This is a genomic window from Paenibacillus sp. FSL R5-0407, assembly GCF_038009185.1.
GTDB lineage: Bacteria > Bacillota > Bacilli > Paenibacillales > Paenibacillaceae > Fontibacillus > Fontibacillus vini.
On record NZ_JBBPAX010000001.1, the window covers coordinates 2,814,625 to 2,838,116 of the forward strand.

General features: G+C 50.6%; 26 protein-coding genes. 1 reads left to right on the top strand and 25 read right to left on the bottom strand.

Annotation, left to right across the window (positions count from 1 at the left end; translation table 11 throughout):
- Nucleotides 1–22: 22 nt before the first annotated feature.
- The 17 genes from NYE70_RS13605 to NYE70_RS13685 all read right to left on the bottom strand — a co-directional run bounded on the left by NYE70_RS13605 (nt 23) and on the right by NYE70_RS13685 (nt 13,834).
- Nucleotides 23–628, bottom strand: a complete 606-nt coding sequence (locus NYE70_RS13605; RefSeq protein WP_213655794.1) for a response regulator transcription factor — start codon at nt 626–628, stop codon at nt 23–25.
- Nucleotides 629–642: 14 nt separating this feature from the next.
- Nucleotides 643–1,773, bottom strand: coding sequence for a sensor histidine kinase (locus NYE70_RS13610; protein WP_211024238.1), 1,131 nt, complete (start codon nt 1,771–1,773; stop codon nt 643–645).
- Nucleotides 1,774–1,861: 88 nt separating this feature from the next.
- The gene (locus NYE70_RS13615; RefSeq protein ID WP_213655793.1) at nt 1,862–2,944 is read right to left on the bottom strand and encodes a fatty acid desaturase; all 1,083 of its coding nucleotides are present in this window, start codon (nt 2,942–2,944) and stop codon (nt 1,862–1,864) included.
- Nucleotides 2,945–3,026: 82 nt separating this feature from the next.
- The gene (locus NYE70_RS13620) at nt 3,027–3,263 is read right to left on the bottom strand and encodes a hypothetical protein (RefSeq protein WP_341046345.1); all 237 of its coding nucleotides are present in this window, start codon (nt 3,261–3,263) and stop codon (nt 3,027–3,029) included.
- Nucleotides 3,253–3,693 (bottom strand): hypothetical protein, encoded by a 441-nt coding sequence (locus NYE70_RS13625; protein WP_213655791.1) that lies wholly within the window; start codon nt 3,691–3,693, stop codon nt 3,253–3,255. The genes NYE70_RS13620 and NYE70_RS13625 overlap by 11 nt, the downstream gene beginning before the upstream one ends.
- Nucleotides 3,686–4,738: a discoidin domain-containing protein gene (locus NYE70_RS13630; protein ID WP_341046347.1), complete on the bottom strand. Its 1,053-nt coding sequence runs from the start codon at nt 4,736–4,738 to the stop codon at nt 3,686–3,688. Before NYE70_RS13630 ends, NYE70_RS13625 begins: the two co-directional genes overlap by 8 nt.
- Nucleotides 4,739–4,763: 25 nt before the next feature.
- Nucleotides 4,764–5,318 (bottom strand): putative phage tail protein, encoded by a 555-nt coding sequence (locus NYE70_RS13635; RefSeq protein ID WP_341046348.1) that lies wholly within the window; start codon nt 5,316–5,318, stop codon nt 4,764–4,766.
- A 13-nt stretch (nt 5,319–5,331) separates the two neighbouring features.
- Complete coding sequence (locus tag NYE70_RS13640; protein WP_341046350.1) at nt 5,332–6,393, bottom strand: baseplate J/gp47 family protein; 1,062 nt, start codon at nt 6,391–6,393, stop codon at nt 5,332–5,334.
- Nucleotides 6,394–6,395: 2 nt separating this feature from the next.
- Entirely contained in the window at nt 6,396–6,809 is a 414-nt protein-coding gene (locus tag NYE70_RS13645; RefSeq protein ID WP_341046352.1) for a DUF2634 domain-containing protein, read from the bottom strand.
- Nucleotides 6,809–7,258, bottom strand: coding sequence for a DUF2577 family protein (locus NYE70_RS13650; protein ID WP_341046354.1), 450 nt, complete (start codon nt 7,256–7,258; stop codon nt 6,809–6,811). The genes NYE70_RS13645 and NYE70_RS13650 overlap by 1 nt, the downstream gene beginning before the upstream one ends.
- Complete coding sequence (locus tag NYE70_RS13655) at nt 7,258–8,274, bottom strand: XkdQ/YqbQ family protein (protein ID WP_341046356.1); 1,017 nt, start codon at nt 8,272–8,274, stop codon at nt 7,258–7,260. The genes NYE70_RS13650 and NYE70_RS13655 overlap by 1 nt, the downstream gene beginning before the upstream one ends.
- A complete protein-coding gene (locus NYE70_RS13660) occupies nt 8,271–8,930 on the bottom strand; it encodes a LysM peptidoglycan-binding domain-containing protein (protein WP_341046358.1) in 660 nt (219 codons plus the stop codon). The genes NYE70_RS13655 and NYE70_RS13660 overlap by 4 nt, the downstream gene beginning before the upstream one ends.
- Nucleotides 8,930–11,110: a phage tail tape measure protein gene (locus NYE70_RS13665; RefSeq protein WP_341046359.1), complete on the bottom strand. Its 2,181-nt coding sequence runs from the start codon at nt 11,108–11,110 to the stop codon at nt 8,930–8,932. Before NYE70_RS13665 ends, NYE70_RS13660 begins: the two co-directional genes overlap by 1 nt.
- 213 nt (nt 11,111–11,323) lie before the next feature.
- Entirely contained in the window at nt 11,324–11,722 is a 399-nt protein-coding gene (locus NYE70_RS13670) for a phage tail assembly chaperone (protein ID WP_213655783.1), read from the bottom strand.
- A gap of 118 nt (nt 11,723–11,840) precedes the next feature.
- Nucleotides 11,841–12,275, bottom strand: coding sequence for a phage tail tube protein (locus NYE70_RS13675; protein WP_211024213.1), 435 nt, complete (start codon nt 12,273–12,275; stop codon nt 11,841–11,843).
- A gap of 40 nt (nt 12,276–12,315) precedes the next feature.
- A complete protein-coding gene (locus NYE70_RS13680; protein ID WP_341046361.1) occupies nt 12,316–13,371 on the bottom strand; it encodes a phage tail sheath subtilisin-like domain-containing protein in 1,056 nt (351 codons plus the stop codon).
- Between the two features lie 16 nt (nt 13,372–13,387).
- Nucleotides 13,388–13,834 (bottom strand): hypothetical protein, encoded by a 447-nt coding sequence (locus NYE70_RS13685; protein WP_213655781.1) that lies wholly within the window; start codon nt 13,832–13,834, stop codon nt 13,388–13,390.
- 262 nt (nt 13,835–14,096) lie between these two features.
- Here NYE70_RS13685 and NYE70_RS13690 point away from each other — a divergent pair, with 262 nt between their 5' ends.
- The gene (locus tag NYE70_RS13690; RefSeq protein ID WP_211024207.1) at nt 14,097–14,684 is read left to right on the top strand and encodes a response regulator transcription factor; all 588 of its coding nucleotides are present in this window, start codon (nt 14,097–14,099) and stop codon (nt 14,682–14,684) included.
- Between the two features lie 6 nt (nt 14,685–14,690).
- On the opposite strand, the gene NYE70_RS13695 is transcribed toward NYE70_RS13690, so the two are convergent.
- The 8 genes from NYE70_RS13695 to NYE70_RS13730 form a co-directional block, all read right to left on the bottom strand.
- A complete protein-coding gene (locus tag NYE70_RS13695) occupies nt 14,691–16,163 on the bottom strand; it encodes a sensor histidine kinase (protein WP_213655780.1) in 1,473 nt (490 codons plus the stop codon).
- A gap of 143 nt (nt 16,164–16,306) precedes the next feature.
- Nucleotides 16,307–17,278: a ring-cleaving dioxygenase gene (locus tag NYE70_RS13700; RefSeq protein ID WP_341047593.1), complete on the bottom strand. Its 972-nt coding sequence runs from the start codon at nt 17,276–17,278 to the stop codon at nt 16,307–16,309.
- A 26-nt stretch (nt 17,279–17,304) separates the two neighbouring features.
- Nucleotides 17,305–17,727, bottom strand: coding sequence for a MarR family winged helix-turn-helix transcriptional regulator (locus NYE70_RS13705; protein ID WP_247681968.1), 423 nt, complete (start codon nt 17,725–17,727; stop codon nt 17,305–17,307).
- Between the two features lie 170 nt (nt 17,728–17,897).
- On the bottom strand, nt 17,898–19,190 hold the full coding sequence (locus NYE70_RS13710; protein ID WP_341046365.1) for an MFS transporter: 1,293 nt from the start codon (nt 19,188–19,190) through the stop codon (nt 17,898–17,900).
- A 104-nt stretch (nt 19,191–19,294) separates the two neighbouring features.
- On the bottom strand, nt 19,295–20,461 hold the full coding sequence (locus NYE70_RS13715; RefSeq protein WP_341046366.1) for a winged helix-turn-helix domain-containing protein: 1,167 nt from the start codon (nt 20,459–20,461) through the stop codon (nt 19,295–19,297).
- Between the two features lie 172 nt (nt 20,462–20,633).
- Nucleotides 20,634–21,833 carry an MFS transporter gene (locus tag NYE70_RS13720; RefSeq protein WP_213655776.1) on the bottom strand — a complete coding sequence of 400 codons (1,200 nt, stop codon included), beginning with the start codon at nt 21,831–21,833 and terminating at the stop codon, nt 20,634–20,636.
- A 165-nt stretch (nt 21,834–21,998) separates the two neighbouring features.
- On the bottom strand, nt 21,999–22,592 hold the full coding sequence (locus tag NYE70_RS13725; RefSeq protein WP_341046368.1) for a TetR/AcrR family transcriptional regulator: 594 nt from the start codon (nt 22,590–22,592) through the stop codon (nt 21,999–22,001).
- A gap of 159 nt (nt 22,593–22,751) precedes the next feature.
- The gene (locus tag NYE70_RS13730) at nt 22,752–23,480 is read right to left on the bottom strand and encodes a ThuA domain-containing protein (protein WP_211024193.1); all 729 of its coding nucleotides are present in this window, start codon (nt 23,478–23,480) and stop codon (nt 22,752–22,754) included.
- Between the last annotated feature and the right edge of the window lie 12 nt (nt 23,481–23,492).

The following is a 23,492-nucleotide window of genomic DNA, read 5'->3' on the forward strand; positions in this document are numbered from 1 at the left end:
ACCCCCGACCCCGTGATTTCGATTACTTATTCCACCCCTTTTCCTTAAATCGCGCAATAGCCTCGATCCGGTTCCCCACCTTCAGCTTTTCTAAGATCGTTGAAATATAGTTGCGTACGGTTCCCTGAGAGAGGTAAAGCTCCTCCGCAACCTCCTTTGTCTTCTTGCCCTCGGCAACAAGCTCCAACACCTGGATTTCGCGGTTCGTCAACGGATTCTCGCTATCATCCTCATAGACAAAATCCACAAGCTCCGGAGCATAAATACGGCGGCCTTCCATAATAATGCGAATCGAAGCTATTAATTCCTCAATGGGACTGTCCTTCAGTAAATAACCGCGGACCCCCGCTTTACGCGCACGCTCAAAATAACCGGGACGCGCAAACGTGGTTAAGATAATGATTTTGCAGTCGTTATCCAGAAGCGCCTCCGCGGCGTCCAAACCGGTCTGGATCGGCATCTCGATATCCATAATGCAAATATCCGGCTGTAATTCAATCACCAGCTTAACGGCTTCCTCGCCGTTTCTGGCAATGCCGACTACTTCAAAATCTTCCTCCATGTTTAACAAGGATTGCATGGCACCGAGCAGCATCCCCTGATCTTCCGCTATCACAATACGAATCATATGGTCTTCCCCCCTTATTGGTTTGTAATCGTAACCGGGACAGAAATAATCATGGTCGTACCTTTGTCCGTCTTCATATGAAAGGAACCGTTAATAAAATCAATTCGTTCCTGGATTCCTTTCAAGCCGTTGCCGCCTTCAAATCGTTTGACATTCGGAAAACCGATTCCGTTATCATGAATCGTCAGCTTAAACATTTCATCACTTTGATAAAAACTGATGCGACAGATCGTTGCCTGACTATGCTTCACGATATTGGTTACCGCTTCTTTCAAGCACATACTTACGATATTTTCAGCAAAAACCGGCATATGAATCTCACTGGTATCCCCGTTTAAACGGAATTTAATCTGCGCGGCCTTTAATATCTGTTCGACACGAACCAATTCATCCGCCAGATGGATCGCGCGTATATCCGCCACCAGCTCACGAACTTCTTTGAGAGCAATGCTTGCCGTTTGACGAATATCCCTGATTTCCTGGATGGCCTGTTGCGGATTATTCTCTACTAAGCGTGTCGCCAAATCACTTTTCAATCCGATCATGGATAGCTTCTGACCCAGCGTATCATGCAAATCGCGTGCAATACGCTGGCGCTCCTCATGCACCGTCAGCTCGGAAATACGCTCGTTTGCCGTTACAAGCTCCCCCTCCAGATTCTCGCGTTTCGACTTGGAATATAGAGCAAAGGGCACTAATACTACACCTAGAGCAGTAACGATAATGAAAGGCGTTTGGGATATAAACAAATCCTGGAAGAAAAAATACCCCACTTCGATGGTGACCGTTGTAAACAGAATATTCAAACCATACATGATATAAAAGCCAACAGCCTTCTTGAAATTAAAACCGATCAAAATCGCCGTAAAGAGGACAAAATACGCATAACCAAACGAAAGCGTCATTAGAATATTCAGCACCATTTGGAGGCTGATCCACATGTACTTCAGGCCCGTCCGTGCACTGAACGAAAAATAGTAGCTTAAAAAATATAGGATAATCAATAATACCGCTACGCTAATGAGCCACAATGAAAACGAATGGATAATATGGATAATAAAGTAGAAGGGCATAATGCAGACGATGATCCACAGATAGATACTTAACATCGGACTTTTAGGAATGATACTGTACCACTTTTGCATAACAGCCTCGCTTCTTATGTTCGCTTTTTCAATCATTATAACTCAAAAAGGGCACCTCTTACCTATGTAGAGGCACCCTTCCAAAAAGCTAGCTGTATTTTTTAGTCAATACCACTTTATTGCGAGTCACTTCTAACTTTGCAGCCTCTTTAAACGTTACGAATTTATGCCGTTCAGGGTCATAGAGCTTATAACGAATCGACTCTAAACTCGTCTTTAGCGTGATCGTGGTTGCCTGTTGTAATGGCGGAATCGACTCATGAGCATCCTCCAGCTTATAGTTCGGTACGCGAGGCGCCAAATGGTGAACATGGTGGAAGCCGATGTTACCAGTTACCCATTGCAGTAATTTTGGCAGCTTATAGTAAGAACTGCCTTCAACGGCTGCTTTGACATAATCCCACTTCGAATTATGTTCAAAATAAGAATCCTCGTACGTGTGCTGAATATAGAATAACCAAATCCCCATCGACCCTGCGATCAATAACGTTAGACCATGCACAAGTAAGAATGCAGTCCAGCCAAATGCCAGAATGAGTGCTGCACAGACAGCCAACAACATGATATTAGAAAAATAAGTATTCAACCGCTCCTTTTTACGTACCCCACTACGGTTAAATCGATTTAATACAAGCACCATGTATAGAGGGCCTAATCCAAACATCACTATCGGATTGCGGTATACACGATACCCTAGGCGACCAAGCTTCGATTTGGCCAAATACTCATCCACAGTCAGCATATCGATATCGCCGATCCCGCGCTTATCCAAGTTCGAGCTTGTTGCGTGATGAAGCGTATGCTCGCGTTTCCACTTTTCGTAGGGGAAGGAAGTCAGGATCCCTGTAATATTTCCGACAATATCATTGGCTCTTTTGCTCTTGAAGAACGACCCGTGTGTACAATCATGGAAAATAATAAATGTACGCACAACGAAGCCTGATGCAATAACGCTACATAATACGGTGTACCATGGTGAATAAGGCAATACCGCATAGCCGGCTCCCCAAATGAGTAACAACGGCAGTATGGTATTGATGATTTGGTTAATACTGATTCGCGTATCAGATTTGGCAAACGGTGCAACATCATTATGCAACTGCTTCGTCTTGTTTGCATCTGTGTTAATCAATATGATTTCCCACTTTCTCTGAGCTTCTATATTGATCATATAAAAGATCAGAAATCAGGGGTACTCTCAAATATCATTATTTTCATATGACACTTGTCATATAGGCAGCATTACGGAGAGCTCATTTTACGTTTTTACGTATCCACTGTTCCAGAATCTCTTGCCTCTCAAGCACGTCTGTTAGCATGCTATAGAGAGTTTCCAGCGTCACCGCGTTCTCCTGCACTCCCTTTGCGGCTCGAAGCCCCTGCTTTTTTCTGTCCAGGCTCCGTGCCCGGATCTCCTCCGATTTAACCCTTAGCGGGTCAGCCGGAATATGAAAATGAGGCGTTTTGTTCACAGGCTTTTTAGTTGCCATCCGTAACCACCACCTTCAGCTCGCTATTCCGGTCCAGGCCGGCAGTCTTCAACACAAATTGTCCCGGCTCGCTGCTGCTGATCGTGATATCCGCCGTACCCTTCGTCAATTTCAGGCTTTGCCGCATTCCGTTCAGTTCGACTTCCAGCTCCTCATTGTATGCTTTCTGCACTTTCCCCTGCCAATCAGTCACGGTAACCTGAACCGTCAGCACATCTTCGCCATCCGGCTTGATGGCCGGTTTGTCTGCCTCTATCACGGCAAACAACCCTTGAAAATCGCCATCGACATACCTTGTATGCATCAGCCTGCGGTCCTGATATTGCTCCTCGCTGATCGGGATCAGGTGATCGTGCTTAACCTCTCCGGCCAGCTCGCTGAGCGTGAAAACGCGGCCATCTTCATCAATTTGCGCATAGTAATTAGGCAAACTCGATCACCTCCCAGGAAATCTCTGCATAGGCTTCATAGAAACCCTCCATAAAATTAAACCTTACCACGTTATTTCCCACGAGTCTGGCGCAAACCGATCCGTCCATCAGGGGCGAGCCTTGGGACCAGTGGGACAACCCGGATGTGGTAATATTGACAAATGTTTTCTGCGGATTTACCGCAGTGATCGCCACGTCTCGAATCAATGTTCCGTTTCCGTTCGGATAGAAATACGAGATACTGGTTGCTCCGCGCTGTACGCTTTTAATCCCCACACCTTTCCACCCCGATCCGTCATGATATTGCAGCAGCCCTTTTTCCAAGCGAAAGTCGGGGCTGCTCTCCTGCGAAGCTCTACTGTAAACGCCGAAGCCGGCGATAATGGCATTTCCCGTCTGATCGTTTGGGGCCGTAACCGTCAATCGGACATAGGACCCGTTCATTGCCTGATCGAACGGGTGATATCTCGGGAATTCTTCGGAACCACTGCGCGTATAGGAATAGGCTCTGCGCCAATTCACATTGTCGCTGCTCACATCCACGTAGAAGCCCTTGGGATCGGAGTTCCAGCCTTTTTCAAAGCTGACTCCTTCCATATCGGCATATTCCGCTCCCAGCGCCACGGTCATGGACTGGGGAAACGGATTGTAGGCCGAGTAAAGAGCCCAGAAATTATCGTTCAGACCGCTCTGAAAATACGGAACGGTCGGCAATCCGCTAAGCTGTCCGGCCGTCACCGTAACCTGTTTGTACTTGGCAATATTTCCGCTGATCCGGCCCGATTTCAAATGCCGGCGGCATAGCGTATAGCGCGCCACTTTGTCTCCGGTAACGGCAACCGCAGCGATCTTGTCGGTCGTCACGGCCCCTCCGGCGATCCCCTCGCTTCGGATCTGCGGCGCGTCGCCGGCCTTCCCCGTGTGGTGATGGCCGCTCGTGCCGTGAAATAACGCGTCGGTCGCTTCAATATTCTCATTTTGCGCGATTCTTCTGACGGTGTCGGAAGGCTCGAACGTTTTTAACCCGGTTGGCAATTTAGGCATCGTATATCGTGCTCCCCCTTTCTTGTTACAACTTCTTTTCCTCGGGCTTCCAGACTTCCAGCTGGTCCCAGGTCATGCTTAGAGCCTCAAGCTCATCCCAATTCAAATTCGCTTTATCCAGCTCTTCCCATCTCAAATAGGTGTATTCGAACCGGATGCTTAAATGGGCCGGAACGATTTCGCGAAGCGCCGTTCTTACATCATTCAGATTCGGCGGAACGCCGCGCTTCCCAATGAACGTAATCACTACTTCATATTTCGCGAAGTTTTCCTGGAGCTGGATTTCCCCGTTTTCAAACGAATCCACCACATTCTTAATGACGGCTAGGGTTACCGTTCCGGCTCCCCGCAGCTTCGACTTAATGACGGAACGTCTCTGCTCCTTAGGTTTGTTCTCGTCAACGGGAATCCCGCAAACATTTTCCCAATAGGACAACCCCCAAACCGCGGTATCGACAAAAAACTGTCGCAGCACATCCTGAATCCGGTCCTGCAGCTGTATTATTTCTTCCGCTTCCTGGGCGGTCAAATTTCTTACTGTGCGGGAGTCGCCATAGTAACGGGGCAAATAATCAAGCATATCGCTCTTTATATTACGAGACAACGAAATTCACCGCCCCGGCTACGGCCACTTGATCCTCATGGATATGCAGATTCTCCGGAGCTCCATTGATCTTCAATTCTTTAAAGTCGGTGACCGCTTCTATATCAAGCAAAAGTCCGAACACCCGGTTATATGGAACCACGGTGCTATGAAAAGCTAAATCCGCCAAATAACTCTCCAATTCCTTGGCAAACTGCACTTTCACGTCCCCCAGAACCGCACCGGGAGCCAGTGTCAAGCGCGCCGATACGTCAATCTGCACTTCCTCCGCGGGAGATACGGTAACCAGGGCGCCAACCGGGCGGCGCTCTTCCACCGCTTCTTGGACATGCTTGATGATCGCCTGTCCTGGAGCTCTTTTATCTGCCGACAGGATGGACAGCTTCACGGTGCCCCCGCCATTCCATACGGGAAATACCTTCACGTCGCCTACGCCCCGAACTTCCAGCGCCCATTGTCTATAATGCCAAGCGTTGCCGCTGGTCGCCGGTCTGCGCACGCGGTCGAAATATCTTACCAGAAGCGATTCGTCCGATTCGATTTCCGCCCCGTTGGCAAAAGGGTCCGGGTTCGTTACGGTAACGATGCCCGATTGATTGCCCAGTACCAGTGTAATCCGGCTTGCCGCTACATTCCCCCGGCTGCCGCCCAAAACCGCATTAGCCTTCACAACGGCTTTGCCCTGTTTGATGATTCCTTCCTCGGAAGTCACAAACACGACCGCTTCCTCTTCATCCGTAGATACGGCGGTCCCAAGCGGGATGACCGTATTCTCATCGCCACGGAAGAGGAGTTCCCCCTCCGCCTTGACGCTCGGAAGACGGGTAAGGCCGAATTCGCCCGCACGCAAATCAAGAAATTCACCCGGCTGCTGCGGGCCGGCAAAACCGAATTTCAATACATTATCAAGCTCAATATAGGCATGCGCGAGCTCGATCGCGGCGGGGGAGAGCAAGTCAAAGGTGACCGATCCCTGACGCTTATCCAGCTCCACCGGCGTAGCGTCCAGCATCCGCTGCAGTATCGCTGCTTTCGTCTGATTTTCAAACACGGTTAAATACTCACCTCCTGCTCAATGATTCCTTCGCTGGTGTGGACCGTAAACGTGACGAACAATTTATCGTTATCCCTTGTAATTTGAAAATTGAGAACCTCTTGAATCCGGTCGTCCTCCAGAAGCGCTTCGGTAATGACCCGGCCGATCTCACTTTTTAACAATTGCTGCGAAATGTCTTGGCCCAGCAGGCTTTCAAGCTCGCAGCCGTATTGGCCGTTATAGATCAAATAACGATAACGCGCCGTTTGGATCGCTTTGCGAATGGACTGGCATACCGCCTCTTTGCCGTCCACCATACGTTCGGCCACTTCGCCCGATTCCAAATCGAGGCTGTATGTCCGCGAAGGAGACGGAACCGGCTTCACTTCCACGTAACGGTCTTCCTTGCTTTGAAGCGGAGATAATCCCATTAATACATCACCGCCCGATCCAAAATAATATAGGTCTGCCCCTGCTGAATCCCGGCGACGATGACCCGGTCGCCTTCCTTGAGCTCGTCGATAAATTCGAGTTCAACTTCTTTAGCGACAAATTTTGCGGAGGCCATTCCAAAGGAAAGGAACTTAATGCTTCCCGTTCCTTGCGATAAAGTTAAAGCAGAGGACTGGGAGATGGAGGATGAGGAGATCTCCGCTTTATTCTCGGTGCTGAGGTTCGCTTTCCGCGTATACTTCGTCAGCGACTGGGCGACGATCAGATCATCCTTTTCGAGCTCCACATTCATATGATCCACCTTGATCTTCAAGTCGGGAGGTTTGGCCGTGACGGTCGCAAGCTCGAAGGTAATTTCGCTGTTGTATCCAATCTTGCGGATCAACTGCACCAGCTGGCTTGCTCCCGAGCCTTCAATGCGTTCCATTACTTGGCCCCCTTCTTTTCTTCCTTGTATTCCATCTTCGGAAGGTCATCGGTCGCCGACAGGGTCAGCGACATCGTATGGCTTCCGTTCTGGAACCGGTGTTCATCGGCCGAGACATAGTATCCGCCGAGAATCCCCGTTATCGATTCCTTGACGTAAATACAGGAACCCGCAACCACATCGGGTATGCCTAGACAATCGATGCGGGCCTGATCCTCGATCGTTGACAAATCCTTCAGCAATTGCTTCGCTCTTTGCTCCATTTGTGATTTGGTCATCTCATTTTCCGGCTTCTCCAAATGCTGCATGACTCCGAACCGTTGGATCAGTCCTCCATCCTTCGCGTTTGCGGAGATTTCCTTTTTCTTCGCGTCGCCGCCGATGACCTTGATCTGCGTGCGGGTATCTTCGATCGATTGGGAGTAGCTGGCATCCAGCAGGTTGACCCCGTTTTCCAAAACCCACTTGCCTTCCTGCTCTTTCCGGGCCAACAGCTGCAATTTCCCTTCCTTTGAGGTGATCCAAAAATGCTGTCCGTTTTGCTTCTGGGTTTCGGTGAGCGCGGTCACCATCATCTCAAAGAGCGTTTTCTCGCGGAAAACCAGCTTCGGAATCACATAACCCGTATCGTGTATTTCTCCCGTCGGCACGGAAAACTCATTGCACAGCCGCTTGATGATAGCCGATGCGGATTGACCGCGAAAAATTTTCGTATCCTTGCTTTTGGTCAGATAAATATTTTCGTCATAAGCCGTTAAGGTCATTTGCCCCTTGGCGTTAATCTGATCCGCAAACAACACGCCGCGAAACAGCTCCTGCTTCTCATTCAGAATGAATCGCAGCTCCGCGCCTTTCTCAAACGTCATGAACAGTTCCCGAAGATCTCCCGTATTGGACAGTTCCACAACCAGCTTGCGTGAAGCCTGCTTGATATCGCCGGACCACTGAATCGACTTGACGATATGATCCAAATAGACGTTTTGGTCCGCATCCTTGTAAATGACATTCCAGTTCATTTAGGGATCACCAGCTTCTGTCCGGGGGTTATCCGGTTCGGATTTTTCCCAATGACGGCTCCGTTGGCCGCATAAATTTCCTTCCACCGGTCTCCGTTTCCTAGCGTCCGCTGGGCGATTTTCCATAACGTATCTCCGGGAACGACGATATAGGAAGCGGGAGGCTTTCTGGTATCGGGGCGGTGTTCGCCCGTGATGACCATTGCTTTACCGGACCCCGAGGTTTCCACCTGGCGGAACTGGACCTCTTTGAATTCCTTCAATTCCAGATCATAGTACACGTCGCCCGGATTTCCCGCGCGTTCGCTATATTGGAAGGAACGGATCGTGACCAGCCCTTTGATTTTGGTACCGGTGATGTCCAGACGGACGGGGCTTCGCCTTTTCATCCATTCCTCAATCTTCTCCACGGTGTCCCAAGGAACCGGAAGGTCTTCATATTCGCAGTATCCGGGATGATAATCGCGAGGAAAAAAAGACGAAAAGGAATATTCCTTTAATGCGGCTTCCCCGATCACCGTGTATTCACCCAACCCCGTAACCTGCACATCTTCATAACCATGCGATGTTTTGACGGAGACCCGGTCCGGATTGACCGGCAGCCAGAGCCATTCCTTCTCGTCAATCGTTTTGAGCCAGAATTCCAGCGATGCCATTATGCCATCAATCCTCCTGCCGTCTTGATTTCGCGCGCCAACGCTCTGGCAATGGCATCGATATCGGATTCCTGACGGACGTTAAACGTATTGCCCGTAATCGATATCGTTCCCCCTTTGCCGCCTTGGGAGAATTCCCGGTTTTCGCTCGCCGTCATGATCCGTTCGCCCTTATGTAGCCGGGCCATCATGCCATCATAAGGGACGTAGTCCATCCCGTGATATTTGCTGGTCGGCGGACCGCCGCCCGCGGTTGCCTGGCCCGCGGCGTTTGTATTCAATTGGACGGTAGCCTGAGTGCTGATGCCAAGGCCTAATAACGACTTGAGCGAATTGATCTTTTCCATTACATACTCCCAAACCGAAAGAAGAGCATTCTTAATTCCGTCCGAGACCCATTTGAACGCGCCTGCGATGGCGCCGGTTATCGTATCGATGATTCTTTGAATGTCGTCCATATGGTACTTGACGAGGTAAGCCAGTAAACCGAAGGCCGCCCCGACCAAAGCGACAATGGCGATCAGCGGCAAGAATGGAAAAACCAATGCCCAGGCTCCCATGGCCGAAGCCCATAGCGCGGTAACGGAAGCCCACAGCGCAGGGGCAAATGCGGTGATCAACACGGCGCTCATGCCTAAAAGCGCAGCCCCCATAATATCCGCATATTTCATCACGAACTCGAGCGCGGCGACCATGCCTTCCCCGAACGGAAGCAGCGCTTCTCCCAAAGGTGCGAGAGCTATCGTGATCCGGTTCTTTAAGGTATCGAAGCGATCCCCAAAGCTTTGCAAGGCTTCGGCATGACCCATGATTCCTTCTTTGGACTGGTTCATGGCCCCGAGCATTCCATTGAAATCCACTTGCCCGCCTTTTAACGCGGCCGCCAGTTCTCCTCCTACCAATGGGCCGAAATTATCCAGGGCGAGTTTGGCCAATTCCGCGGAAGTCGAAGCCTTTCGCATATCTTCCGCGATCTTGGCGAATCCGCCATCCGGTATTTTTTTCTTGAGGGCGTCCTCAATCGGGTTCATGCCCTCCTTCTGCCATTTGGCCATCAGCACCATGGATTGCTCGAAGCTGAGACCCATTTGCTGCATCGGCATGCCGAACTGGGCCATCCGTTTCATCAGATCACCCATATTCACGCCTCCGGCGCGGCTCGCGGCAAAAAACTTCTCCAGCATCTGTCCGCCGTCCTTCGCGGCAACTCCCCATACGCTCATCGCCTTTGCTGCTGACTCCGCGGCTACTGCACTGTCCGATCCCGTAAGCCTGGAAGCCGTTAAGAGCAACCTGGACAAGTTCTCCAGGCCGGTTCCCGTCAGCGTGGTATCCCGCTGCAGTATCCCCATTGCTTTTCCGACTTCGCTCAAGCTTTGAGGCACTTGCCCCCCCACGACTCTAAAAGATTGAAGCAAGCTCTCCATCTCCTTCTGAGAGGCCCCCGAGGTGGAGCGCAAAACGACATAAGCGGCATCGAATACTTTGGCCGCTTCCAAGGATTGATCCTTGGCCGAACTTAACCAGCTTCCGGCCGTGCTGAACGCGCTGGCGATTTTGTCCCGCGGACTTGCCGCGGCGTTTGCGGCACCAGCCGTTTTTTCCTTGGCGCTTCCCGCCTTGGCCGGCAAGTTCGGCTTCAACCACCACGATTGCAACGGATTGTTGCCAAAGTTCCCAAGCGGATGCCGAAGCCTTTTGTAAAAGGCCGCAATCTTGCCCTTCGGCTCCTCAAACTTCTCGCTGATCCGTCTGCGGATGCTGTTCGGATCGGCTTTCTTCCTGGCCGCTTCCGCTTGAATCGCTGCAGCCTTTGAGGCCCTCGCTGCCTCGGCAGCTTTCTCCCTGGCCTCCTTGGCCGCGAGCATTTTCCTCAGACTCTGTTTGGCTTTCTTCCCCTTGTTCTGGGTTAGATAAGCAATCGTAGCCTTCTCGGCCGCCTCTTCGGCGGCTTTCGCTTGTTCCGCCGCCAACTGAGCCGCCCTTTGCGACTCCTTCCGGACTGCCGCAGCCTGATCGTTGAAATATTTCTTAATCGTTTTCTTGCTTGTGAACTTGAATGCCAGTTCAATACCTATGGTCTGAACCGTTCCTCTTGTCAACTTTGAGAGATCCGCTTTCGCCTGTTTGATGCGGTTGGACAACTTCTCCAACTCCGAGAGGCTGGAACTCGTACTCAAAGCCATTCACCCCCTGGGCCTGACTTTACGGCCTCGTTCTGCGGGCAGCCCTTTCCTGCTCCTTGCGCATCTTTTCTTCTTCTTCCAGCTGAAGCATCATCGAAGCATACATGAATCGCTTCACATTCTCGTCTTTGTTGTACATCTCGTCCGGAGAAATATGATGCCTCTGAAAAATAAGATGTAGCAGAAAGGCCTCACCGCCCGCTTTGATCAGTTTTTTATTTCGTCTTCATCGCTGTCGAAGCCGCTGATTTCCAAGATTTCCGTCGACAGCTTCGCGATTTCGCCCGCGAGCAGCAAGCCCAGGATCGCTTCCGTCGGTGTTCCGTATTTCTCGATCAATTCCTTGGCCGACCAATCCGGAATCAGGCAGGCTTTTTGAATGACGAGCGCTCCGAACTGCTCTTCGTCCATGACCTTCTCCCGTTTTTGTCCTTTTCCCACATAGTGCGTGCATTGCTCCTGAATTTTGTTGATCGTCTTTCCGTCCAGGGCCTGGATTTGGAAATCAACCCCCAGCCGTTTCATTGGAATATCCTTCGTCGGTTTGCTGTCCGCGCTTAAAAGTGCCTGAAGTACGCTGCTTTGTCTGTTCTCCGTAATTGCCATTCGTGATCCATCTCCTTTTTTGGTCATTTGCGTTTCCGCTTGATAGGAAAAGGCCAGGAACCCGGACGAGTATGTCAGGTGACAAGCCGGGTTCCCGCCAATTCCGGACTTAGTTGATTTATTCAGCCACGAGCTTATCCATTAGCTCATAACCGGTGAAATTAAACGGAAGCTCTTCCTCTACAATGGAGCCGACTTCGAAGTGCATCAGCGGCACTTTGTCGAAAGTAACGCCCTTCAGACGCACCCGGTAGGCACCGTAGGATTCCGGATCCTCCAGCTTCAAAATCAATTCCGTGGTAAACGTCCCCTTGCTGTCGTCGGCAATTTGGCCGATGAGCTCGACGAATTCGGAAGTTACCTTGTAGCCGGTGATCGTACCGGATCCGCTGAGCCCGGTCACTTTATGCGCCGTCCAGCGCGTGCCGGAACGTTTAATCTCCTCCTTGGTGATTTCCACGTTCGCTTCCGCCGACTTGATATTGGTCAGCCATTTTCCATCGTAATACACGTATCCGTAAGTCCCATTAATTACACGGGTTGAATCCAGCACATGAACCCCTCCTAATTAAATAAAAATGAGAAACTGTAAACTAAACTTTGATCGTCAGGAATATCCGTTCCATACTGTCGATTTCCGTAAAGCTGATCTGCAGGAATACCGTATCTCCTTCGGACTTCCGGTCGGGATCGAGCGTGACGACGATATCGGTCAGCACATTGTTCAGCTCGAGGCGTTCCAGATAGGCCTTCACGGCGGAAATGAGTGCGGCCTGCCCGTCGGCGTTATTATCCAGCTTGCCTATGTAAGACTCGGCAGCCGCTTTGGGAATGTCGGTCGAGATCGCTTGACGCGCCCGGATGGCGCGGATCTTTCTTTTGCTTGTTACGAGACCCTGCTCCACTTTTACTTTCTCCCCGTCGTGCACAAGCACCAACGAGCCTTTTTGCAGCGCTGTATTGATTTCGCTATTCTTTAATCGCTTAATCACATCGTTTGCACGTACAGGCGTGTACGTAATCGATTTGTTGATTCCGGTTCCGGCAATCAAACCGGCAATATACGGAGCATACCTGCCCGAGCTGTATACGTTACCGCCAATATTGACACCGGAAATGAGATTAACTACATAATCATCCGCCAAATCAACGGTACGTTCATTGCCAGCTGCAGGATCGGCGTCATCTTCGGCGGAGCCGCCAAATACCGTCATGAAATGTTTGCCTTCGTCTTCCCGGTTGTCTTTGCACCATAACTGAGTCGCTTTCTGCTCTTCTTCGGAAATCTCATCCGGAAATACGAACACATTGAATTGCCGGGAACTGAATGCATCCCGAATCGCGGTATACGCCGCGACGTTCCATTTACCGTCTTCTCCTTTAGGAACCGTATACACGAGCACCTCTTTAGCACCGCCTTGCAAGACGAGGCGAATCGGCTCTATCGCTGCTGCGCCGAACAATTCAATCGCTTCGGATTCTTTTTCAATCGTGTAGAATTTGCCCGCTTCGGCTCCCGCATATTGAAACAGCGGTAAACCTACCGTTCCGCGTGCGCCGCCTTTGATTTGCGCGGCAGCCGCCTCCACAAAATTAATATACAGACCCGGACGCACCGGTAAACTAATTGAATCCCATGTTCCACCCATGATTTCATGCCACCTTTCAAATAGTTGTCATGCGCGTTTCTACCTTGCCTATTTTTTCATAATTCTCGAAAGTAACGGACTCCCTGGCACGAACTAAAACCGTACCAATGCATCTCTGAAGACCGCCGTCCAGTTTTTCCGGGGCGTCGATGCTGACCGACTCCGCCCGTATAGGTCCCGAGGATACCCCTTTGCCATCCACGCCTTCGTTCATAATGCAGCGGCTTAGCAATTCCATGGTAAGGATCGCCGTTTCCGCATCCTCGGCATAGCAGACCATCGCATACTGCCGTTCGACCAGCGTATGGCTTCGTGTTTCGCTCCGTCGGGTCTCCTGTTTCACACTGACCGCAAATTCTCCCGCCGCTGGATGAGCCGGCTCTTGGAATCGGTGAACGGCAGCTTCGGGGTATTTAGCGGCGATCAGCTCTACAAACTTGCCTACTTCTTCGGCCAAAAACATATCATCCCGCTCCTTTCGGCCGTTGTTTCTAATACAACAACTTTCGTGCTACGCTTTGAAATTAATCCCCCGCCTTCCGCCTCATTGTTCAGCCGTTCAACTTGCTGGCCGCATTTCGGATTATAGGCCGGGCGTGAAACGACGAATAGGATGAACTTTCTTCACCTGGGGGTGAAGAAGGTTCATCCTACCTTTTTGTAATTTTCGCTGATATACTGGGTTTAATTGTAAACCTTTGTAAGATGCGGAGGGATTTATTTTCATGGAGCGAATTCGGGTCATGCTGGTGGAGGACGATTCCTTTTGGCGGGATCATATCAGTGGGGATTTAGCAGACGAGCCTGACATCCAAGTGGCCGGGGTTGCCGCAACCAAAGAGGAAGCCATTGAGCTGGCTTCGAAGCAGGATCTGGACGTAATTCTGATGGACATTAATCTAACCGGCAACAATTTGGACGGACTGGATGCCGCCGAGCAAATTTTGCATCAGGAACGAAACCGTTCCGTAAAGATTATCATGCTGACTTCCATCACCGAAGCCGAAGTCATTATGAAGTCCTTCCGGCTTGGCGCCATGAATTACATAAACAAATCAAGCTACCGGGATATTCTGAATGCAATCCGCGAGGCCAATAGCGGCCGGGCTTCCATTCATCCGGATGCCGCCAGAGCGATGAGAAGCGAAGTTCAACTGATGGAGCTGTCGCCTACTGAACGGGAAGTGTTTGAACTGCGCCGGAGCGGGATGAGCAAACGGGAAATTTCCGAACGCCTGCACAAATCGACCAATACGATCAAAACTCAGCTGCGCAGCATCAAAAACAAGCTCACCCATTTTAAGATGGATTAAGATAGATTAAGAAGGACTTAGAGGGTCCAATCTTCGGTGTTCCCGCGGTAATTTAAGGCTAGGCGCAGGAGACTCCGGTTTAAATTTGTATTTTGGAAAATGAAGCATAATCGTGGTTCCTTTGCCGGGTTCAGACTCTGCCACAGAAAGCCTGCCTCCGTGTTTGGACATCACGCTGCTGCAATAGGGAAGTCCGAGCCCGTAATTGAGCGCGTTTTTCTTGGTGGTAAAGAACGGTTCGAAGATTTTTGCCAGATGTTCCGGGGGGATGCCGACTCCATTATCTCTGACCTCGATCCTGAATTCCTTCCGGGTAGCCGAGGTATACAGCTCCACCGCTCCGCCGCCGGGCGGCATAGCATCGATAGCATTGCGGATCAGGTTCGAAAGAGTCTCCCTGATATGTACCGCATCACAGGTCAATAACCCCTCAACTCCATAGGCAACGGACAGGGTAACCGTACCATTCTCCGTAAGCGTTCCGCTGGAAGCTATAACGTCATCCAGCAGCTTTCGGACCTCATGCTCGTTCTCATCCAGCACCACATCCTCCGCTTTTTCCTTGATCCGGTTTACCATATGAAGCAGATGAGCTGTCAGCCCATGAACTTGACCGATCGTTTGAACAGCCTTTTCCGATTGCCCCGTCGAGAGCAAATTCCTGCTTTTCTCCGCCAGATAGTCTATTTTTTGAATTTCGTTCTTGATGGAATGATTCAGAATGGACACGCCCATCGTAAGGGTGCGGATGGAATAATCAATTCTTTCCCGCTCGATCCGCAGCTTGATGCCGAGAAATCCGTAACGGATCGTGAAGAATAAAACGACAGCGACCGTGCTGAGAATCACGATAAAATTTGCCTGCCACATCCCGTTGCTCCTCAGGTCGAATGACCACCACCCCAGTTTCAGATGATCGAAACCTACGTAATCTGACATAAACGCCCAGATCATCACCAGGGGAAACAACAGCGTTCTTCGTTGACTTCGCCTTCTTAATTCGTTTTTTTCACGGAAATAAGCCAGCAAATAAAAGAAACATCCAATTCCAACAAACAAACCGTCCCACCATCGGAACTGGCCGATATTAAAGACGTTCCAGGGACCAGCACGCAAGTGGGCTCCCAACAACAGAACCATTCCCATAAAAAGCAGCCCCGTCAAACCCCATTTCCAGCGGGAAGACATCTTGTCGTTAAGCCATAACCCGCCCATACTAAACACGTAAGGCAAAACAAAGAAGTAGATGTTCATTCCAACCACCGTTGATAAGTACAGAAGTCGGCTAAGAAACTGAGGCATCCATGCGGCATCCGCAAATACCGGCATAATGGACAAATGCATGCTGAACGCGTAACTGGCCGACCCCCCCAGCAGAATCGTTAACCCGATCCAAAGATTGGACCGGGTTCGGTGTAGTAAGATAAACAACCCCAAGGACCACAACGACAGGAACATTAGAATATAAATAATCCGCACTTTACTTACTCCTTTAAATCGCAGATTTAGCTTTAATTTCTAATTATTCCCTGTAACTTTCATGAATTCCTGCTTGGAATTAACAAAAATCTTATGGATTCAAGCGTTTGTTCCAGATAAGCTTTCTCCATACGAATTTCCTTTTATTGCACAGTATCCAGCGGCTTCAAGTGGGCTTCAATTTGTGCGCGCTTCGGCTCCAGGAAAGGCGGGAGCGCCAGTGACTCGCCGAGATGAGCGAGATCTTCATCCGTGGCAAAGCCAGGTCCGTCGGTCGCAACCTCGAACAGGATTCCGTTTGGCTCACGGAAATAAAGCGACCGGAAATAGAAGCGGTCCACGAATCCCGAATTCGGGAAACGGGCCCCGCGAATTTGGGTGATCCAGGCCCGCAGCTCCTCCTCGTCCTCCACACGGAATGCGACATGGTGCACCCCGCCCCGTCCCAATCGTTCAGGCGCAAGGTCGGTTCTTTCCTCCAGATGCACTTCAGCACCGGTACCTCCTTCGCCCGTCTCAAACACGATAATGTCGGGCTGGCCTTCCACGAATGAAGGATACTGCCCTTTCCGGCGGAAGCCCATCAGCTCCGTCAGTACCGAGATCGTCAGGTCAGGCTGGGCGACCGTCAATTGGACCGGCCCTAAGCCCAGGATGGCGAACTCCGCCGGAACCGGGCTCCGGTCCCAAGGCTTGCCGCCGGGTACACCGGTATTATTCTCATCCGATACGAGAACCAGACGCTGCCCTTCAAAATCCTTGAACGCCAGCGTCGCACGACCCGCCCGCTGCTTCACTTCCTCATGCTCGACTCCAAATTCATCCAGACGCCGGGTCCAGTAATCCAGAGCCTGATCATTTGGCACGCGCAGCGAAAGCGCCGAGATGCTGTTATTCCCGTCGACATTCCGCCCTGCGTTCGGAATTTCGAAGAAGGTCAATTCGGTTCCCGGATTGCCGACTTCATCCCCGTAAAACAAATGATAGACGGAGATATCATCCTGGTTGACCGTCTTTTTAATGAGTCGGAGGCCCAATACTTTCGTGTAGAATTGAAAGTTTTCCGATGCCGTCTTAGTTATGGCCGATACATGGTGAATGCCTTTGAATTCCATCTTCATAGTGAAATCACTCCTTTAATTTATTGGTTTCTTTGAATTTTCCGAAGCAGCCCCAGTAGCTGAAGCTTCTCCTCTTGGTTTAATCCGGCGAACTGCGAAGCCTGATACTGTTCCTGCAAAGGAACCGCTTCATGATAGAGTTCCCATCCCAGCTCGGTTAGCGACAGCCATTTTTTCTTCCATTCCTGCTCCCGCGCGATCCATCCCAGCTCTTCCATCTTCGTCAACAGCTGCGTTATATTTCCTTTCGATACCAATAATTTGTCGGCCAGCTCCTGCTGGGTCAGCCGTTGATGGCTGCCAATCTGGACCAGCGCATCGAATTGGGCAACCGAAAGATTCCATTGCTTAAGATGCTGGTTTGAGGCGCGAAGGCTGCGGTTATAAATCCGCGAAAGACGGAACCATACTAGCAAGCCCAATTTCTCTTCCCGCCTGGACATGGCTTTATATCTTCGTTCTTCGTTTTCCATTTGCTCTCACCTCATTTGCTGTGATTGTTATCAGTTTAGCACTAAACTGAAAGAAAAGCAAACAGACTGTCGAGAATTTCTTCCCAACAGCCCTTATGGTCATTTCGATATTCAATCGTAAAATCCCCTGAGTTCCCGCGTTAGTTCTGGGTTAGCGTGCCTGCTTCGGTTCCGGAAGAGCCGGTTGCGATGACTTCCATTTGGGGCCAGAGCTGACGGCGGAACAAAACTCCCAGCAGTCCAAGCACTACCATCACCACGCCGATGGACAAGAAGGCTGCACCGACGGAAACCGCCCGGATCAACAAGCCTCCGACCAGCGGCGCAGTCAACATGACCAAGCTGTTCATCGTATTCTGAATGCCGAACACGCGCCCGACGACATCCGGGGAGGTTTCTTTTTGCAAAATATAATTCTGGGTCAAAATATACGCTCCGTTGCCGGCTCCGAGCAACAAGCCGAATCCCAACATCGTTGCGAGATGGGTTCCCGGAGGGCAAAAGCCCAGCAGCGCCACGCCGAGGCCGATCAATCCGCAGCCTCCCCCAAGTCCCAAGCCATAGTTGATCTTGCCCAGCCGGTTCAAAATCATAAGCGCGCCTACGGCTCCCGCCCCAATTGCGGCAACGACCTGGCCAGTCAATGCTTCATTATGGGGCGAGATCGACTTGAACAGAGTCGGAAACTGATAATCGACCATCAAGATTGCCGCCAACCCGATAAAGCCGAAGATTACCGTGTTCAACACCACTTTACGGTGCCAAAGAAATGTCCAGCCTTCTTTCCATTCGCTCCAGAAGCTTGGTTTGCGGATCCTTTCCTTGTCCGGGTTTCTATCCTGCCCGGCCGTACTATGAGGCAGCCTCCATAATCCAAGCAGCAACAGGGCGGACAACAGTCTCGCTCCCATGTTAATCAGGATACAGGCCTGCGGGGACAGGACCGCGAGCGTTACCGCGCCCAGCAGAGGCCCGGCTACCTTTGATCCTTGGCCAACCAGGCCGTTATAAGATGTCGCCTGCAGCAGCAGATCTGCCGGAACGATCCGGCGGGTCAGCGCCTGTTGAGCCGGCACATGAAACACGCCGGCCATGGCCCGAAGCGCCAGCAGCGGCAGCAACCATGCAAAGTTCGGAGCGAACAGTACACCTACCGTCAAGAGAACGGTCAACAGATCACAGAATATCATCAGTTTGGCCTGCTGCACCCGGTCCGCCAGCGTGCCTGCAAAGGAGCTGAACAAGACGGACGGCAGCGCCATACAGACCGGAATGAGCGCAATCATAAACGGGTCGATCCCCCAACGGTACACGACCAAGACCTGAATCGCGAGCGCGTCGAACCAGTCGCCGAACGAGGCAAGCGCGTAAGCGGAAAACATGCTCCGGTAGCTGCGGATCGACCACAGTCCGGAGCGCATTGCTGATGCCATTTCATTTCCTCCATCCATCACACATCGGTTTCGTTTTCTTTCCTAGCAGATTAACCGATGAATGTCAGAGGATTATCAGATGAGAATATGAATCCCGAACGGACTTACTCTTTTTTGCCTGTTTCAACTGAAAGAATATCCATAATGCACTGTTCCATTGCGGGACGAAGCTCTAAAAGGTGGTATTCTTTCTCCGTCGCTTCAAACAACGAAGCAAACTTATGCACTAATGTACTCTCCGGGTAACGGCGCCGTAAAAACAGATTGATCTGGTTAATCGCGGCCAGATAGAGCGGCATGTGCAATGACATGCTCAGCACTTCCAGCCCCTCATCCAGACACTGCTCCGCTTCCCGTTCGCGTCCTTCCAAGAGAAGCCGCAGTCCTTTTAAAACCCCGAATCTGCCTATCTCCCTGATATAAGGCTCTTTCTCGAGCAGCCGTTCCAGCCTGGCCGCCGTCTGATCGGCTTCATTCCAGTTCCCGGCAACCAGATGAACGTACATTTCCATCAAAGCAACCGGCATAACGAAGCCCGTCAATCCGTCTTGCTCCACCACGCGGCGGGTTTGTTCAAAGCGTTGAATCGCCTTCTCGGGCAACCCAGCGTCAGCGTACACCTCGAGAATATTCAGGATTTCCATTTCTCTGTGCTGTATCGGAGGCAATAACCCTTGTTTCAATGCCGTCTCGCAGTAGCCGAGTACCCTGGTGGAATCGGGCGTTATCCCTGCTAAAATAAGGAGCAGCCCGTATAGCCGTTCCCCCGGCTGAAGCTCGTTCGTCTCCACAAACCATTTGATGTCAGCCTGCAAAAACCGGATATATCTCCGGTAAAAAGCATCGATCTCAAATCCCAGAACCTCGTGCTGGGCCGCCAGTGCGATGATCGATTTTCCCTGTCCAAGCAAATGATATTTCTCAAACAGACCGGTTACGGCGGACTGAATCTCTTCATCACGCATGGACGGATTATCCACACCTTTAGGTTCGGCTATGCTCAGGCTATATCCGTACCCCCGGATCGTACTGATCCGGACATGCCCCCAGCGATGGAGCTTTTTGCGGAGGCGGTAAATATGGTCGTCGACCGTCCGCTCCACCGGGTATTCCAGCACCCACACCCGGTCCAGCAATTGCTCGCGCGAAAACGCTTTGCCCCGGTGCTCATATAAAAACTGCAGTAAGGCGAATTCCTTGGCCAGCAGTTCCACGGACTCCGTCCCTTCGGTCACTGTATATCCCGCCGGATCAAAGATGAGTTTTGCCATGAGGATTCTTCCTTTCCAGATAAAAAACATGTTCCGTTGATGTCCATTTTAATACATAACACAGCTAATAATTATATGAATTTTGAGGTTCTGTTTGGTTACAAAAGAAAAAGACGCCCGCAGGCGTCTCTATTTTCAATAAATCTTATTCATGGGCAGCTTGAACTTAATATCAGTTTCCGGATGACAAACCGCGAGCCTTGCCGGCTCTAAGGGAAAGTGCAAAACAAAGGAGCAGGACAATGGCAGCCGCCACGTATGGGAAGTTGATGTCAATATCAAACAGGAAGCCCGCGACGATCGGTCCGGCGATATTGCCAAGGCTGGTATAGGCCGAGTTCAGTCCGGCGACATATCCTTGCTGTTCTCCAGCCATTTTGGACAACTGTGTACCCACGGCCGGACGCAAAATATCGATCGACAAAAATAAAATGAAGGTCACTGCGACGATGAGCCAGTAACTGGACACAAACAGCGTAAGGACCACGAACAATCCGGACAAAAACAGGCAGACCGAGATCACGCGTTTCTCTCCGAAGCGGTTCAGAATCCAGCCGAATATCGTAACCTGTACCACAGCGCCTGAAATCGAGCCGAACGTAATGATAAAGGCGATATCTTTTGGCGTGAAGCCGAATTTATGATCCACAAACAGTCCGAACACCGTCTCGTAATTGGCTAATCCGAATGCCAGCACAAACACGATGATTAAATTGAAAAAGTAGCGTTCCCGGCCGGAATTCAACAATTGCGTAAGGAGGCTCTGCTTCTCTGCAGGATTCGAACGGGATTCCGCCCGCTGTTCCGCCGAAACGGATTCAGGCAGGATGAATAACGTGATTATTGCCGCTATCGCTCCAGCCACCGCTGCAGCATAGAACGGAACGCGAATGCCGAATTCCGCAATATAACCCCCGATCCCCGGGCCAATAATGAAGCCGGTCGTGATCGCGGCATTGATATATCCCATGCCCCTGGCTCTCTCCTCATTCGAGGTTACGTCCGCGGCATAAGCCATGACGGCCGGCATGATCAGCGCCGCACCAACCCCACCTAACATTCTCGCTGCAAACAGCAGCACCGGTGAACTGACGGCTCCGAACAACCACTCGGAAAGGGCGAAAACGACCATCCCGGCAACAATGATTTTCTTCCGGCCCAATGTGTCGGATAACCTGCCGGCAAAAGGGGAAAACAATAGCTGGGTAAGGGAGAACGCCGCAACGAGCAGCCCTACCATACTTCCGCTGATATGGAGCTCGGTCATATAAGTAGGCATAATCGGAACTACGAGACCGATCCCTGTGAAAACGAGAAAGATATTTAACATGAGCAGGAGCATAGCTCCTCTGTTTCTTATTAAAAGCGACATTTCATTTTTCCTCCTGTATTGTGCATAAGGATCAGCCTGACGATAAATGGGAGGTTGATCAAAATATATACATCTTTATACTGAACGTTCGTTTTGTATTATGAAGCAATAGTACATGCAATGGTATTTTCATTTAAACCTAATATTTAGAATCCGCCTGCAGTCTCAGCTATCCGCTATCCCATACAAGAACACCTTCATAGCCTGCTTATAAAGTTCTAATATCTCATCCGGCGATTTCTTCCTCGACATCTGGCTAAGACCTATCAATAAGCTCTCAAGAATAACAGCGTGTTCTCCAGCGCTTCCCTGTCTAAATTCGCCGTTGTCGATGCCTTGCTGAATCAAACGTTGATTCCATTGGAGATGCCTGTCGACCAACTCGCCCACACGCTCTTCAACCTCGGTAGTCTTATCTTCGCTGTTGAAAAATTCATCCGCGGCTTTGGTAAGCGGGTGATTCAGATCATCATGCACGAGCAATTCGGCAAAACCGTACAATTTTTCCGTCGTCGTTTTGTATAGCGGCTCTTTCTCCTGCCATTTTTCTTCCCATTCCCGGTCCCATTCATCAATCAAATAGAGAAAAAGGCCTTCTTTGCTTTTAAAATGATAATAAAGATTCCCCTTGCTGCTTCCCGTTGCTGCTACAATGTCTTCGATGGAAGTGGCCTTATATCCCTTTTGGGCAAACAGTATTCTTGCTGCTTCCACAACCCGCTTTTTAGTTTGTTCGCTTTGCAGCTGTTTTTTATTCACTCCGCTTCCACCCCATTCAAATAAATTGGCAGCTCTTATTTATACTGAACATTCGTTCTGTATCTTATCAAAAACTAAAGCCGCATGCAAGTGCGGCTTTAGTTTAACAAATAAGGAGAGTGTCGGTTCCAACGCTTAACACTCTCCGGAATTCCCTGCTTAACGCACGGGCTCCAAAGGAGCCACACGTCCATAAGAGACTTTGGCGATCTCGCTTTTCGCGGCCCAACGTACCCCGTTAGTGATTACCTGAAGCACCTCAGGCTGATGGTACACCGGGAATGTTTCATGGCCCGGTCTGAAGTAGAAAATGTTGCCCAGGCCTCTTTTGTAGCAGCATCCGCTGCGGAAGACTTCGCCTCCCTCGAACCAGGAGATGAACACCAGTTCATCCGGAGCCGGAATTTCAAACCGTTCCCCGTACATCTCTTCCTTCGGAATTTCGATATATTCTCCAAGGCCCTTTGCGATCGGATGACCGGGCTCGATGACCCAGATTCTTTCCTTCTCGCCGTCATCGCGCCATTTCAACGCTCCGGTATTCGTGCCCATAAGGGCACGGAAAATTTTCGATGCGTGCCCCGAGTGAAGGACGATGAGTCCCATGCCGTCCAGTACTCTTTGCCGTACCTTCTCAACGACCTCGTCGCTGACATCCTCATGAGCCAAATGCCCCCACCAGAGCAATACGTCCGTCCGAGCCAGTACTTCATCGGTTAACCCGTGTTCCGGCTCATCCAGTACGGCCGTATGAACATCCAACCCTTCCTGGGTGCTCAGATGATTCGCAATCGCCATATGGATGCCTTCCGGATAAATGGCCTTGACCTGTTCATTATGTCTTTCGTGCCGGAATTCATTCCACACGGTAACGTTAATATTAGACATGATAAGAAACCT